Source organism: Phenylobacterium sp. (assembly GCF_046463815.1).
Lineage (GTDB): Bacteria > Pseudomonadota > Alphaproteobacteria > Caulobacterales > Caulobacteraceae > Phenylobacterium.
Genome location: NZ_JBKBRO010000002.1, coordinates 61,016 through 73,359 on the forward strand (window position 1 = coordinate 61,016; position 12,344 = coordinate 73,359).

Annotated in this window: 14 protein-coding genes; 10 read left to right on the forward strand and 4 right to left on the reverse strand. The window is 70.9% G+C overall.

Annotated elements, in window-relative coordinates:
- Window positions 1–43 precede the first annotated feature (43 nt).
- On the reverse strand, window positions 44–790 hold the full coding sequence (locus tag ACK4TT_RS01420; RefSeq protein WP_410212177.1) for a FadR/GntR family transcriptional regulator: 747 nt from the start codon (window positions 788–790) through the stop codon (window positions 44–46).
- 90 nt (window positions 791–880) lie between these two features.
- On the reverse strand, window positions 881–2,092 hold the full coding sequence (gene manD, locus ACK4TT_RS01425; RefSeq protein ID WP_410212178.1) for a D-mannonate dehydratase ManD: 1,212 nt from the start codon (window positions 2,090–2,092) through the stop codon (window positions 881–883).
- Between the two features lie 101 nt (window positions 2,093–2,193).
- On the opposite strand from manD, the gene ACK4TT_RS01430 reads away from it, so the two are divergent.
- Window positions 2,194–4,350: an alpha-glucuronidase family glycosyl hydrolase gene (locus ACK4TT_RS01430; RefSeq protein WP_410212179.1), complete on the forward strand. Its 2,157-nt coding sequence runs from the start codon at window positions 2,194–2,196 to the stop codon at window positions 4,348–4,350.
- 601 nt (window positions 4,351–4,951) lie between these two features.
- On the opposite strand, the gene ACK4TT_RS01435 is transcribed toward ACK4TT_RS01430, so the two are convergent.
- A complete protein-coding gene (locus tag ACK4TT_RS01435; protein ID WP_409639115.1) occupies window positions 4,952–5,245 on the reverse strand; it encodes a hypothetical protein in 294 nt (97 codons plus the stop codon).
- Window positions 5,246–5,254: 9 nt separating this feature from the next.
- Entirely contained in the window at window positions 5,255–5,851 is a 597-nt protein-coding gene (locus ACK4TT_RS01440; protein WP_409639112.1) for a S24 family peptidase, read from the reverse strand.
- Window positions 5,852–5,999: 148 nt separating this feature from the next.
- Between ACK4TT_RS01440 and ACK4TT_RS01445 the strand changes: the two genes are divergently transcribed.
- The 9 genes from ACK4TT_RS01445 to ACK4TT_RS01485 all read left to right on the forward strand — a co-directional run bounded on the left by ACK4TT_RS01445 (window position 6,000) and on the right by ACK4TT_RS01485 (window position 12,263).
- Window positions 6,000–6,299 carry a helix-turn-helix domain-containing protein gene (locus ACK4TT_RS01445; RefSeq protein WP_409639109.1) on the forward strand — a complete coding sequence of 100 codons (300 nt, stop codon included), beginning with the start codon at window positions 6,000–6,002 and terminating at the stop codon, window positions 6,297–6,299.
- Window positions 6,300–6,301: 2 nt separating this feature from the next.
- Window positions 6,302–7,198 (forward strand): ParB/RepB/Spo0J family partition protein, encoded by an 897-nt coding sequence (locus ACK4TT_RS01450; RefSeq protein WP_409639106.1) that lies wholly within the window; start codon window positions 6,302–6,304, stop codon window positions 7,196–7,198.
- Window positions 7,198–7,449: a hypothetical protein gene (locus ACK4TT_RS01455; RefSeq protein WP_409639103.1), complete on the forward strand. Its 252-nt coding sequence runs from the start codon at window positions 7,198–7,200 to the stop codon at window positions 7,447–7,449. Before ACK4TT_RS01450 ends, ACK4TT_RS01455 begins: the two co-directional genes overlap by 1 nt.
- Entirely contained in the window at window positions 7,442–7,819 is a 378-nt protein-coding gene (locus ACK4TT_RS01460) for a hypothetical protein (protein ID WP_409639100.1), read from the forward strand. Before ACK4TT_RS01455 ends, ACK4TT_RS01460 begins: the two co-directional genes overlap by 8 nt.
- Complete coding sequence (locus tag ACK4TT_RS01465) at window positions 7,812–8,297, forward strand: hypothetical protein (protein WP_409639097.1); 486 nt, start codon at window positions 7,812–7,814, stop codon at window positions 8,295–8,297. The genes ACK4TT_RS01460 and ACK4TT_RS01465 overlap by 8 nt, the downstream gene beginning before the upstream one ends.
- On the forward strand, window positions 8,294–10,252 hold the full coding sequence (locus ACK4TT_RS01470; RefSeq protein ID WP_409639094.1) for a transposase domain-containing protein: 1,959 nt from the start codon (window positions 8,294–8,296) through the stop codon (window positions 10,250–10,252). The genes ACK4TT_RS01465 and ACK4TT_RS01470 overlap by 4 nt, the downstream gene beginning before the upstream one ends.
- Window positions 10,253–10,321: 69 nt before the next feature.
- Window positions 10,322–11,308 (forward strand): AAA family ATPase, encoded by a 987-nt coding sequence (locus ACK4TT_RS01475; RefSeq protein WP_409639092.1) that lies wholly within the window; start codon window positions 10,322–10,324, stop codon window positions 11,306–11,308.
- A gap of 14 nt (window positions 11,309–11,322) precedes the next feature.
- A complete protein-coding gene (locus tag ACK4TT_RS01480; protein ID WP_409639089.1) occupies window positions 11,323–11,544 on the forward strand; it encodes a hypothetical protein in 222 nt (73 codons plus the stop codon).
- Between the two features lie 47 nt (window positions 11,545–11,591).
- Window positions 11,592–12,263, forward strand: a complete 672-nt coding sequence (locus tag ACK4TT_RS01485; protein WP_409639086.1) for a hypothetical protein — start codon at window positions 11,592–11,594, stop codon at window positions 12,261–12,263.
- Window positions 12,264–12,344 lie beyond the last annotated feature (81 nt).

A 12,344-nucleotide genomic window follows, 5' to 3' on the forward strand; every position in this document is an offset into this window, starting at 1 on the left:
TTCGGCGGGCGATCCCCCCCTTCCCATTGCATGGGAAGGGAAGCTAGATCGCCACGCGCTTGGCGATCTGGCTGCGGCGGGCCTTGCTCTCCTGCTGGGCGCGTTCCAGGGCCTCGGTCTCGGTGGCGTGCAGCAGGTGTTCGATCACCCGCTCCAGGTGGTCGCGCATGGCCTGGCGGGCGGCGACGGGATCGTGGGCGCGGAGCGCCTCCAGCACGCGGCGGTGCTCGGCGATGCGGGGCTCCAGGCCCATGCCGCGGGCGCGGGTCAGGATGTTGCGGGCCAGCGGCGAGCGGTTGCGCAGCTCCCACAGGTTCTCGATCGTGGCGATGATCGCGCCGTTCCCGGTCGCCCGGGCGATCACCATATGGAACTCCTTGTCGGCGTCCTCGCCCTTCAGCTCGTCCTCGTCGGCCATCAGCGCCAGCAGGCGCTCCAGCTCGGCCAGGGCCTCGTCGTCGATGGTGGCGGCGGCCAGCGCCGCGGCCTCGCCCTCGAACAGGCGCCGGGCCTCGATCAGCTCGAAGGCGCCGATCTCGAAGTCATAGGCGGAAGCCGTCAGCGGGAGCTGGGCGCGGGTGACGTAGATGCCGAGGCCGTGGCGCGCCTCGATCATGCCCAGCATCTCCAGCGCGATCAGGGCCTCGCGCAGGGTGGGGCGGGAGACGCCGTAGTGCTCGGCCAGTTCACGCTCGGTCGGCAGGCGCTCGCCCACGGCGTACTTGCCGGTTTCGATCTCGGCGGCGATGGAATCTGCGAGCCGTCGATAGAGCTTGCCGCTGACCGCCATCGTTCTTTTAAGCCCTGTCCCCTGACCGCCCGGGCGGCCGTTGTCGGACATCATACCTCACGACCTCGGCCCGGCAGAAGGGCGGAGAGCTCACCAGTCGTGGACGGTCCCGTCCTCCAGCCGCGCCACGGGCAGGAAGGCGCGCCGGTAGGGATGTTCGGCCGCCAGGGCCTCGTCGATGTCGACGCCCAGGCCCGGCGCCTCGCCCGGATGCAGCATGCCGGCCTCGAATCGGTAGGCATGGGGGAAGACGGCGTCGGTTTCGGGCGTGTGGCGCATGTATTCCTGCACCCCGAAGTTCGGGACCGAGAGGTCGAAGTGCAGCGCCGCGGCCATGGCCACCGGCGACAGGTCCGTGGCGCCGTGGCAGCCGGTGCGCACGCCGTAGAGGTCCGCGAAGCTGGCGATCCGGCGCAGGTGGGTGATGCCGCCCGCGTGGACCACGGTGGCGCGGATGTAGTCGATGAGCTGCTCCTCGATGAGCTGCTTGCAGTCCCAGATCGAGTTGAACACCTCGCCCACGGCGATGGGGGTGGTGGTGTGCTGGCGGATCAGGCGGAAGCGCGCCTGGTTCTCGGCCGGCGTCGGGTCCTCCATCCAGAACGGCCGGTAGGGCTCCAGGTCGCGGCCCAGCCGCCCGGCCTCGATGGGCGTGAGCCGGTGGTGGACGTCGTGCAGGATGTGGAGGTCCCAGCCCAGCGCCTCGCGGGCGGCGGCGAGCAACTCGGGGGCGACCCGCAGGTACTTCTCGCTGGACCAGACGGCCTCGGTCGGCAGGTCGGCGTCGGCCGGCTCGTAGAAGAACTTGTCCTTGGAGACGCCGTAGGCGGCCTTCAGCCCCGGCACGCCCGATTGCAGGCGCACGGCCTTGTAGCCGGCGGCGACGTACTCCTTCGCCCGCGCGACCGTCTCCTCGATGGTCTGGCCGTTGGCGTGGCCGTAGACCATGACGCCGGTGCGGCAGGCGCCGCCCAGGAGCTGGTAGAGCGGCAGGCCCGCGACCTTCCCCTTGATGTCCCACAGCGCCATGTCGACGGCGGCGATGGCGCTCATGGTCACCGGGCCGCGCCGCCAGTAGGCGCCCTTGTGCAGGTACTGCCAGATGTCCTCGATCTGGTGGGCGTCACGGCCGATCAGGCAGGGGATGACGTGGTCGTCGAGGTAGCTCCTCACCGCCAGCTCGCGGCCGTTCAGCGTGGCGTCGCCCACGCCGGTCACGCCGTCCGCGGTCTCGATCTTCAGCGTGACGAAGTTGCGCCCAGGGCAGGTGACGATCGTCTTGGCGGCGGTGATCTTCGACATACGCGGCTTTCGCTGGGGAGAGGTCCAGCTTAGTGGCGGCTCCCTGGTTGTCAATCAGGTGGTCTGACCAATACAACTGGCATGTCTCGACCTTTGGAGCCATGATGAAACCCACCCTGATGGCCTCGGCCGCGGCCGTCCTCGCCTTGGCCACCGCCCTCGCCACGGCCGCAAGGGCCGAGGACGGCTACGGCCTCTGGCTGCGCTACCGACCCGTCGAGGCGGCCCAGGCGGCGGCCTATCGCGCGGCGGCGAGCGAGTTGGTGGTCGCGGACGGCTCGCCCACCCTCACCGTGGCGCGCGACGAGCTGGTCCGGGGGCTGTCCGGGCTGCTGGGCGCCGCGCCGCCAATGGCGTCCGCGCCCACCCGCGACGGGGCGCTGATCGTGGGCACGCCGGCCAGCTCGCCGCTGATCGCCGGCCTGAAGCTGCCGCTGGAGGCGTTGGGGCCGGACGGCTACCTGATCCGCAGCGTCCAGGTGGAGGGCCGCCGCGCCACCGTCATCGCCGGGACCAGCGACGTGGGCGCGCTCTACGGCGCCTTCGACTTCCTGCGGCGGATGCAGACCCGCCAGCCGATCGAGCGGCTGGACGTGGCCGAGGCGCCGAAGGTGAAGCTGCGGCTGCTGAACCACTGGGACAACCTCGACCGCCACGTGGAGCGGGGCTACGCGGGCCAGTCGATCTGGGACTGGTGGCGGCTGCCCGACATCAAGGACGCGCGCTACGTCGACTACGCCCGGGCCAACGCCTCGCTGGGGATCAACGGGACGGTCCTCAACAACGTCAACGCCAAGGCCGACAGCCTGACCGCGCCCTATATCGCCAAGGCCGCGGCGGTGGCCGACGTTCTGCGGCCCTACGGGATCAGGGTCTATCTCTCGGCCCGCTTCAGCGCGCCCATCGACATCGGGGGGTTGAAGACCGCCGACCCGCTGGACCCGGCGGTGCGCGCGTTCTGGACGGCCAAGGCCGACGAGATCTACCGGACCATCCCGGACTTCGGCGGCTTCCTGGTGAAGGCCAACTCCGAGGGCCAGCCCGGGCCGCAGGACTACGGCCGCAGCCACGCGGATGGGGCCAACATGCTGGCCGAGGCGGTGGCGCCCCACGGGGGCGTCGTGATGTGGCGGGCCTTCGTCTATTCCAACGAGCAGCCCGAGGACCGCATCAAGCAGGCCTACGGCGAGTTCACGCCGCTGGATGGCAAGTTCCGCGACAACGTCATCGTCCAGGTGAAGAACGGGCCGCTGGATTTCCAGCCGCGCGAGCCCTTCCACCCGCTGTTCGGCGCGACGCCGAAGACGCCGCTGATGATGGAATTCCAGATCACCAAGGAATACCTCGGCTTCGCCACCCACCTCGTCTATCAGGGCGCGCTCTACGAGGAGACGCTGAAGGCCGACACCTGGCGCAAGGGGCGCGGCTCGACGGTGGCCAAGGTGGTGGACGGCTCGCTCTTCGGCCATGGGCTGACCGGCATGGCCGGCGTCGCCAACGTGGGGACCGACCGCAACTGGTCGGGGTCGCATTTCGACCAGGCCAACTGGTACGCCTTCGGCCGCCTGGCCTGGGACCCACAGCGGGCCTCGCGCGCGATCGCGCAGGAGTGGGCGAAGATGACCTTTTCCGACCACCCGGCCTTCGTGACGCCGGTCGCGGACATGATGATGGCGTCCCGCGAGACGGTGGTGGACTACATGACTCCGCTCGGCCTGCACCACATCATGGGCGAGGGGCACCACTACGGCCCGGCGCCCTGGGTGTCGGGCGGTCCCCGCGCCGACTGGACCAGCGTCTACTTCCACCGCGCCTCACCGGAAGGGATCGGCTTCGACCGGACGGCCAGCGGCAGCAACGCCGTGGCCCAGTACGCGCCGGAAGCCGGCCGGGCGCTGGCCGCCGACGAGAAGAACCTGCTGTGGTTCCATCGGGCGGCCTGGGACCGCAAGGTGAGCTCGGGCCGCACGCTCTGGGACGAGCTCGTCGTGCGCTACGACCGGGGCGTGGCCGAGGTCGCGGAGATGCGTCGCACCTGGGAGGGCATGGCGCCTTACGTCGACGCCCGGCGGCACGCCGAGGTCGCCGCCGACCTCGCCGTCCAGGAGCGCGAGGCGAAGTGGTGGCGCGACGCCTGCATCGCCTATTTCCAGACCTTCTCGAAGCGGCCCCTGCCCGCCGGCCACGCGCCGCCGGAGCATCCGTTGAGCTGGTACCAGGCGCTCAAGTTTCCCTACGCGCCGGGGACCGGGAAGTAGGCGGGCGACACTTGAGGGAAGGCTTGCCTCTCCTCCCCCATCGGGGGAGGGGGACCATGCGTCAGCATGGGGGAGGGGGCTTGCCGAGAGCTCCGAGTCTGCTGGCTGGCTGTAAGGGGACAGATGGTTCCGGAGTGGCGGGACTACCCGGGACGAGGCGGGATATCGCGGGATGAACCTTAGGAAAAACAAGGCGGCGCGGCCGTCGTGACGCTGACCGGGCGCGCGGCGGCCATGTCCGGCCGAAACCCCTTAAACCGGCCCGGCGGCGCGATCTAGACAGTTCAAATCGGAGTACGGCCTAGACATTCGACCGGCCTTCACAGGCCCTTCGAGGCGCCCGCGCGCCGCGTTCGACGACGCTTTGACTCTCCTAGGGAATTTGGCCTGAACGGTGCTCAAAGGCGGACGCGGCCGGGAGGCGCGCGGCGGCCGCTGGCGGGCCCCAGCGCCGCCCGGAACTGTGAACCGAACTGGGAACTGGCGTTCCCAGAACGCCAAGCCGTTCACAGTTCTCGAAAAGTGGCGTGTTTTCAAACAGCAAGGCCCGCCCCGCGGCCGTGAAGCCGCCGGACGGGCCTTGCTCGAACTGTGAACTCGCTCAGCGCCTGCGAGCGACCAGGACGACGCCCGCAACCAGGGCCGCCGCGCCACTCATGCCGAGCAGTAGCTGGCGGCTGGCCAGGTCTGCGTCGGCTACCTGCCGCACCTGCGGCTCAACACCGGCGGCGATGAGGGCGCTTGCCTCGGCGAGCGTAGGCTGCTGCTCGACTGTCGTGTCGAGGCGGAACGCGTCGTAGAGCGTGCCTGCTGCTGCCACGATCAGGACGAGCCCCAGGATTCGGAGAGGTCCGAAAGCGCGGCCCTTCGGGTCGGTTGCTGCTGTCTCGGTCATTCGAGCCTCCTAGACCGGCTGTAGCACGCCGAGCACCTGGCCCACGATCTGCAGGCGGTCCATGTCCTCGGCTTTGAGGGTTTCGGGCGGGTACCCGTCGTTGTCAGAGATGAGCATCAACCCGTCGATCAGGCGGCGGAAGCGCTTCACGCGCGCTTCGCCGGCCAGGACGAAGGCGAAGACGTCGTCGAAGGGTTGGGTGACGGCCTCGTCGACAATCACGAACCCCCTGTCGACAATCGTGGGCTCCATCGAGTCGCCGCGGGCCTGTAGGACCGAGAGGTTGACGGCCGAGCTTCTGCCCAGCTGGTCGAGGAACGAGCGGGTGACCGGGACGTCCTCGATCTTCAGCCGCCCCTCGTTCCAACTCCCGGCGCCCGCCGCCAGCTGAGCGTCGTAGCGCGGGATCTGGATCAGGTTCCGGTCGCTCGGGCCCTCGCCGCGTCCAAACGCCAGCCAGTCGATGGTGACGCCCAGGCCCTCGGCCATCTTGGCGACGATGTCGAGACGCGGGCCGGCCGAGCCGGCGGCGTTCAGGTACTTCGAGACGGTCGGTTGAGGCAGGCCGGTGCGCTTGGAGAAGCTGGTGATCTTCTCCGGGAACATGGCTTCGCGAGCGCGTTGGGCGAAGCCTTCGTAATCGAAGCCTGCGACGAAATCGTCCAAATCGCACACGTTCAGACGCGCGGCGCTTGACGCGAATCCGTTCGTATGGCTCACAATCACGAACGTGATTTGAGCACATAGGAACGTGATGCGTCAGGCGCGGGTGTGGCACCCTGAAGACATCAAAGCCGCCGTTCGTAAGAGGGGCACCACGCTCTCGAAGCTCGCCGTCGACAACGGCGGTCACGAAAGCCTCTGCCGCGCCGCCCTGAAGCGGCCCTCGCCGAGCGGCGAACGGATCATCTCCGCGTTTCTGGACGTCCCTCCTCAGCAGTTGTGGCCGGATCGCTACTCGAAAGACGGTCGGCGGCTAGACCCGCGTCACGTTCGTGATGGGGATACCGCCAAACGCAGTCAGGCGCACCGTCTAATCGCGGAGGCCCGTTAGACATGGGCCTGGGGGCGTCTCGCACCATCGTTCAACTGCCGGTCGCGCGGATCTGGGTTCCGCCGGGCAGGAGGCCCATCGACGAAGCGCACGCGCACAACCTCGCGGTGTCCTACGCCGAGATCGGGCAGCGCCAGGCGATCGAGGTCCGGGTGCTCTGCGACAATCACGCGCAGCGCCCGGCGTATGGCTGGGAACTGACGATCGGCGGCCACCGGCTGCGGGCGGCCGAGATCCGCGGCTGGCGCGCCATCGACGCGGTCGTGGTCGACGAAAACGACCTGGACGCGGCCATCGCCGAGGCCGACGAGAACCTGATCCGGCGGGACCTCAACGCCCTGGAGCGCGCCCAGGCGCTGGCAAGCCGCCTCTCGGCCTGGGCCGCCAGGTACCCCGACCGCGCGTTGACCGACGAGGATGGCGCCCGCCCCAAGCGGGGGCGGCCCAAGAAAATGCCGCAGGATGCGGCAATTTCCGCGCCTTCCACCATGGGCTTCGCCGAGGAGGCGGCGGCCGCCTCGAACCTGTCGCGGGACACCGTAGAGCGGGCCCTCGCCATCTACCGGGGTATCCCGGCCGGCCTGCAGGCCAAGCTCGCGGAGAGCCCGCTGGCCGACAACGAGGCCCTGCTGCGCCAGCTGGCGAACCTTCCGGACAAGGAAGAGCAGGCCGCCGCGGCCGAGGTGCTGCTGGCGGGCCGGACGAAGAACATCTCGGACGCCCTGGCGATCGCCGCCGGCCGCGAGCCTGTGAAGCCCGCTCAAACGCCCGTCGACCAGGCCGTGAAGGACTTCCGCAAGCTCTGGGGCGGGCTCTCGCCCAGCGCCAAGGCCGCGATCCTCCACGACCTGGCCGGCCGGCCGCTGCCCAAGGGCTGGATCGTGCGGGAGGACCGATAGTGGGCAGCCGCAAGCGCACGCGCGCCACCGACGCTGGCGTGACCATCCGCGGCCTGCGCGGCCGGTCCAAGACCAAGCTGCAAAAGGTGCGGCGGCTGCTCGAGCAGCTCGCCTATGAGTGGGGCGACGTCTGCTCGGCCTACACGGCCGAGGTGGAGGCGCTCTACCAAGCGATCGGCGAACTCGAGGGCCCCACCCTGGACGAGAGCCTGGCCTGGCTGGCCGAGGACCCGGAGGCGGACCTTGGCTGACCTCCCGCCCATGACCGGCTGGCCCCAGGTGGCCGACGTGGTCCGCGAGCTTTGGGGTCGCGTGGAGCGGCTGGAGAAGCACAGCCACCCGCCGATCGACCTCGGCCCCGCCATGGACGAGATTCTGGACGCGCGCGGCTACCGTCCGACCGCCGTCGAGATCACGTCCGCCGACCCCGTGCTCGCGGTAGGCGCCGCCTTGGCGGCGCTGACCGCGATCGCCGACCTGGTCGAGGAGTATGAGGCCACGGCCCTTCGTCCCCCCATGGACTTGGCGGTGCGCGTCGGTTCGCACGCCGCCGACGCCATCGGAGCCCTTCGGGCGATCAGCACGGCCCAGAGCCTCCCGGGAGGGGCGCGGCATGGCTAAGACGCGCCGCCATCCCGACCAGGCCGACCTGTTCGAGCTCGCCGAGCTGTATCCGGTGAAGGCGCCGGTGCCGCTGCCGCGCGCCCTGGACTTCAACCGGATGCTGGCCAACGCCATGAGCGAGGCCATCCGGCAGTCGGGAAAGACCCGCGAGGCCATCGCGGCCGAGATGACCCAGATCCTCGGCTACGAGGACGCCAGCATCACGGTCGCCCAGCTGAACGCCTACACGAGCGCGGCCCGCGAGACCCACACGATCAGCCTGGTGCGCTTCCTCGCCTTCGTGCGGGCGACCGGCGCCAGCTGGCTCTGGGACGAGGTGCTCCACGACGAGGGGCTGACCGTCCTGCAGGGGGCCGAAGCGCTGCACGCGCAGGCCGGCCTCTACCGGAAACAGGCGCAGGAGCTGCTCAGTCGGGCCGAGGCCGCCGAGCGGGCCGCGCCCTCGAAAGTTCGAGTGCCGAGGGGGCGTCGATGACGAAGGCGGGGGGCTCTGTCCAGGAGTGGTTCTCGGCGGCCGAGCTGGCCGACCTCGCCCTTCCGGGCCTGCCGGGCACGAAGCGCGGCGTCCTGAAGGTCGCCGAGCGCGACGGCTGGCTGGCGGCCGAGGACGGCACGCGCGGCAAGCTTGCCCGCCCCCGCAAGGGCCGCGGCGGCGGGGTGGAGTTCCACCTGACGCTGCTGCCCGAGACGGCCCGCAAGCGGCTCATGAGCGCGGGCGCGGAGGCCAGGGAGCGCCTCGACCGTGACAGCATGTGGCTGCGCTGGGAGCGCCTGCCGCAGGGCTTTAAGGAAGAGGCCCGCCGCCGCCTTGAGGTGGTGGAGCGGATCGACGCCCTGGTGCGGAACGGCCTGCGCAAGTCGGCGGCCGTAGAGGAGGTGGTGGCGGGCGCCGTGCGCGAGGCGCGGGCCGCAGGCCGCGAGCCGCCCTTCAGCAGCAGCACGGTCTATAGCTGGCTGCGCCTGATCGACGGCGTGGCCCTCGAGGACCGCGCCGCCTACCTCGCCCCCGCCTACGCGGGCCGCACCGCCACCGCCGAGATCCCAGCCGAGGCGTGGGAGCTCTACAAGGCCGACTACCTGCGCCTGTCGAAGCCGACGCACGCGGCCTGCTACCGGAACCTCGAGCGGATCGCCGCCACGAAGGGCTGGACGCTGCCGTCGCCCAAGACGCTGCAGCGCCGCCTGGACGCCGAGGTCCCGGCCGACCTTCAGACCCTGCTGCGCCAGGGCCAGGAAGCCTTCGACCACGCCTTCCCCCATCTGGAGCGCGACCGCACCGGCCTGCTGCCCATGCAGATCGGCAACCTGGACGGCCATACCTGGGACGTCCGGGTCCAGTGGCCGGACGGCACGATCGGCCGCCCGTTGAGCCTGGCGGTCCAGGACATCGCCAGCGGCAAGGTGCTGGCCATCCGCTTCGACATGACGCTGAACCACCACCTGGTTCGGCTCGCCCTGGGCGACACGTTCCGGGACCACGGCCTCTTCGATACCATCATCATGGACAACGGCCGCGAGAACGCGGCCCGGGCCATCGCGGGCGGCCAGGCGCGGAATCGCTGGGGCAAGACGCCGGAGGAAGAGCCGGACGGCCTGCTGAAGCTGCTGGGCGTCAAGGCGGTGTTCGCGACGCCCTACTGGGGCCAGGCCAAGCCCATCGAGCGGGCCTTCCGCGACTTCGCCCACGACATCGCCAAGCGCGCCGAGTTCGAAGGGGCCTACACCGGCCACAACCCGGTCTCGAAGCCCGCCAACTACGGCGCCCGGGCCATCCCCATCGCCGAGTTCGAGGCCCTGGTCCGGCGCGAGGTCGCCCACCACAACGCCCAGCTGGGCCGCCGCGGCGCGGGCATGAACGGCCGCTCGTTCGACCAGGTGTTCGCCGAGGGGATCGCCCGGCGCGCGCCCCGCCGGGTGACGCCCGAGCAGCTGCGCCTCTGCCTGCTCGCCTCCAAGCCGGTCAGCATGGACCCCCGGGACCACGCCGTGCGCGTCGAGGGCCACCGGTACTGGTCGCCCCAGCTGGCGGGCATCAAGCCGCAGAAGGTCATCGTGCGCTTCGACCCCGAGGCCATGGACCGCCCGGCCTACGTCTATGCCCTGGACGGGCGCCTGCTGGCGGAAGCCTCGCGGATCGGCGCGGGCAACTTCGACCGCGTGAGCGACGCCCAGGCCCAGCGCAAGGCCCTGCGCGACTACCGCCGCACCGCCAAGCAGCACGCCGAGGCCGTCCGCCGCCTGAACGCCACCGACGTGGCCGCCGCGGCGGCGGCTGTGGAGCCGCCGGCCGTCCCGATCGCCGACGAGAAGGTGGTCGCCCTCAACTTCAAGGCGCCCCGCAAGGCCGAGCAGCTCGGCGGCGGTCAGCCGGACACCGACTTCAACGACGCGTGGCAGCGGGGCGTGGCCTCGCTGCTGGGCGGCGGATGAGGAAAGCCCGCCCGGGGCGGCAACCCCGGACGGGCTCACGTAGCAACAACAACCAGGAGCGTGAGTAGCATGAACGTAGTCCCGAACAAGACCGAGTTCACCGAGGCGGAGTTCGACGAGCTGCGCCGGGACGTGAAGGCGGCCCAGCAGCGCCTGGCGATCGCCCAGGCCGAGGTGGGCCGCCAGGCCGAGGTGCCGGAGTCGACGCTGAGCCAGTTCCTCAGCGGGTCCTACACCAGCGAACCGGGCCGCACCCAGGTCGCGCAGAAGCTCGTGCGGTGGCTGAAGGGGCTCCAGCAGGCCGCCGAGGTCCGCCGCCTGCTCCCGAAGCGCCCCGCCTTCCGTGACCTGGAAGGCTCCCGCCGTATCCGGGCCATCCTGGGTTACGCCCGCGAGACCGCGCGCCTGGTCATGGTGGCGGGCGCCCCGGGCGTCTCGAAGACGGCCTCGGCCCGCCAGTTCAAGGAAGACAACCCGCGCACCTGGTACGCCGTTATGGACGCGACCACGGCGGGCGTCCAACCGATGCTGCTGGAGATCCTGGCCGCCATGGGCACCCCCGAGGTGAAGGGCACGCCCATGCAGCTGATGCGCATGGTGTGCGCCAAGGCCGCCGAGGCTAAGGGCCTGCTGATCATCGACGAGGGCCAGCACCTCTCGGACAAGGCCATCGAGACGCTGCGCGCCATCAACGACCGCGTCGAGGTCGGCATCGCGATCCTCGGCAACGAGGGCGTCTATAACCAGGTCGGCACGACGGGGACGAAGGCATCCTTCGCCCAGGTCTCCAGCCGCTTCGCCCACCGCAGCTACATCCTCGAGCCGGACGCCGCCGACGCCGCCCAGCTGGCCAAGGCATGGGCCGAGGAGAACGGCGAGGTGATCACGGCCCGCGAGGTCGCCTTCTGCCAGCAGATCGCCGCCAAGCACGGCGGCCTCCGCAACATCGAGATGACCTTCGAGAAGGCGCTGATCGCCGCGCGCGGCGCCCGTGAGGCGCTGGGCCTGGAGCACCTCCAGGGCGCCTTCACCCAGCTCGCCGGCACGAACCGTTGAGAGGAGCCGAACCCATGGAAGTGCTTCCGAACGTCCTCAACAAGGCCCGCGAAGGCCGCTCGGCCCTGCGCCAGCTCGACAGTCTCAGAAAGGCCAACTGCCTGTACCCCGAGGACTGGCAGCGCCTGATGAGGAAGGCCCGCGAGGGCTTCGACGCGATCCTCGGCCCCGATCCGGGCCAGCCCGGGACGCCGACCGAGCCAAGCCTGCACCTGGTGAAGGGGGGCCGGCCGTGAGCGCCGCCGCGATCCGGACAACCGCCCCCCCGCGAGCGAGGTGCGCCATGCCCTTGACCGCCGACCTTTGCGCCCGGGCCATCATCGCGGCCGCCAGGGCCTTCGGGACCGATCCGGTTCGGGCGGTCACCGATCATCCGAGGAGCCGCCACAGGAAGGCGCTCACGGCGGCGGGCGCCGCGCTCCGGCGGACCTTGGAGACCCCGTGGGCCGACCTGGAGCGCGTGCTGCAGGTGAAGCAGCACACGGTCGGAACCGTGCGCGCCAAGCCGGGCTTCCTAGCGGGCGAGCTGGCCGCCGCGCGGGCCATCGAGTTCGCGACCTGGCGGCCCGAGGCGGCCGAAAGCGTGGCCGGCGGCGCGGGTACGGACGAGGTGGGGGCGCCCATGGCCTCGCCTGAACCCCAGGCCGCCGCCGCGAAGCCGCAAACCCTTCCCCGCCAGCCTGGGCCGATCACGGCCGAGGCGAGGCTGTTCGCAGCGCGCGCGGTCCCTAGCCTGCCGCCGCTCGAGCGACCGCTCGCCGACCGCATCCTCGACGTGCTGGCCGAGGGCTCGGCCACCGCGATCGGTCTGGCGAGCATCCTGGGCGCCAAGGAACTGCTGGTCGGCCAGAGCCTGAACGTCCTCATGCAGGCCGGCGCCATCGTGGCCGGCGAGATCCCGGCCGAAGGCCCCAGGCACCGGCGCTGGCAGCTCACCGCGCAGGAGGCCGCATGAAGCCCCTCCGCGCCCTGCGCCGCTGGCTGGCCTTCCTGCGCCTCGTCCACGGCAGCGGCGAGCAGCAGCTCCGCCGCCCCC

What these genes read in the sequence shown, in the direction of transcription:
- ACK4TT_RS01420 (WP_410212177.1), bottom strand. Translation starts at nt 790, where the DNA reads ATGGCGGTCAGCGGCAAGCTCTATCGACGGCTCGCAGATTCCATCGCC.
- manD (WP_410212178.1), bottom strand. Translation starts at nt 2,092, where the DNA reads ATGTCGAAGATCACCGCCGCCAAGACGATCGTCACCTGCCCTGGGCGC.
- ACK4TT_RS01430 (WP_410212179.1), top strand. Translation starts at nt 2,194, where the DNA reads ATGATGAAACCCACCCTGATGGCCTCGGCCGCGGCCGTCCTCGCCTTG.
- ACK4TT_RS01435 (WP_409639115.1), bottom strand. Translation starts at nt 5,245, where the DNA reads ATGACCGAGACAGCAGCAACCGACCCGAAGGGCCGCGCTTTCGGACCT.
- ACK4TT_RS01440 (WP_409639112.1), bottom strand. Translation starts at nt 5,851, where the DNA reads ATGTTCCCGGAGAAGATCACCAGCTTCTCCAAGCGCACCGGCCTGCCT.
- ACK4TT_RS01445 (WP_409639109.1), top strand. Translation starts at nt 6,000, where the DNA reads ATGCGTCAGGCGCGGGTGTGGCACCCTGAAGACATCAAAGCCGCCGTT.
- ACK4TT_RS01450 (WP_409639106.1), top strand. Translation starts at nt 6,302, where the DNA reads ATGGGCCTGGGGGCGTCTCGCACCATCGTTCAACTGCCGGTCGCGCGG.
- ACK4TT_RS01465 (WP_409639097.1), top strand. Translation starts at nt 7,812, where the DNA reads ATGGCTAAGACGCGCCGCCATCCCGACCAGGCCGACCTGTTCGAGCTC.
- ACK4TT_RS01470 (WP_409639094.1), top strand. Translation starts at nt 8,294, where the DNA reads ATGACGAAGGCGGGGGGCTCTGTCCAGGAGTGGTTCTCGGCGGCCGAG.
- ACK4TT_RS01475 (WP_409639092.1), top strand. Translation starts at nt 10,322, where the DNA reads ATGAACGTAGTCCCGAACAAGACCGAGTTCACCGAGGCGGAGTTCGAC.
- ACK4TT_RS01480 (WP_409639089.1), top strand. Translation starts at nt 11,323, where the DNA reads ATGGAAGTGCTTCCGAACGTCCTCAACAAGGCCCGCGAAGGCCGCTCG.
- ACK4TT_RS01485 (WP_409639086.1), top strand. Translation starts at nt 11,592, where the DNA reads ATGCCCTTGACCGCCGACCTTTGCGCCCGGGCCATCATCGCGGCCGCC.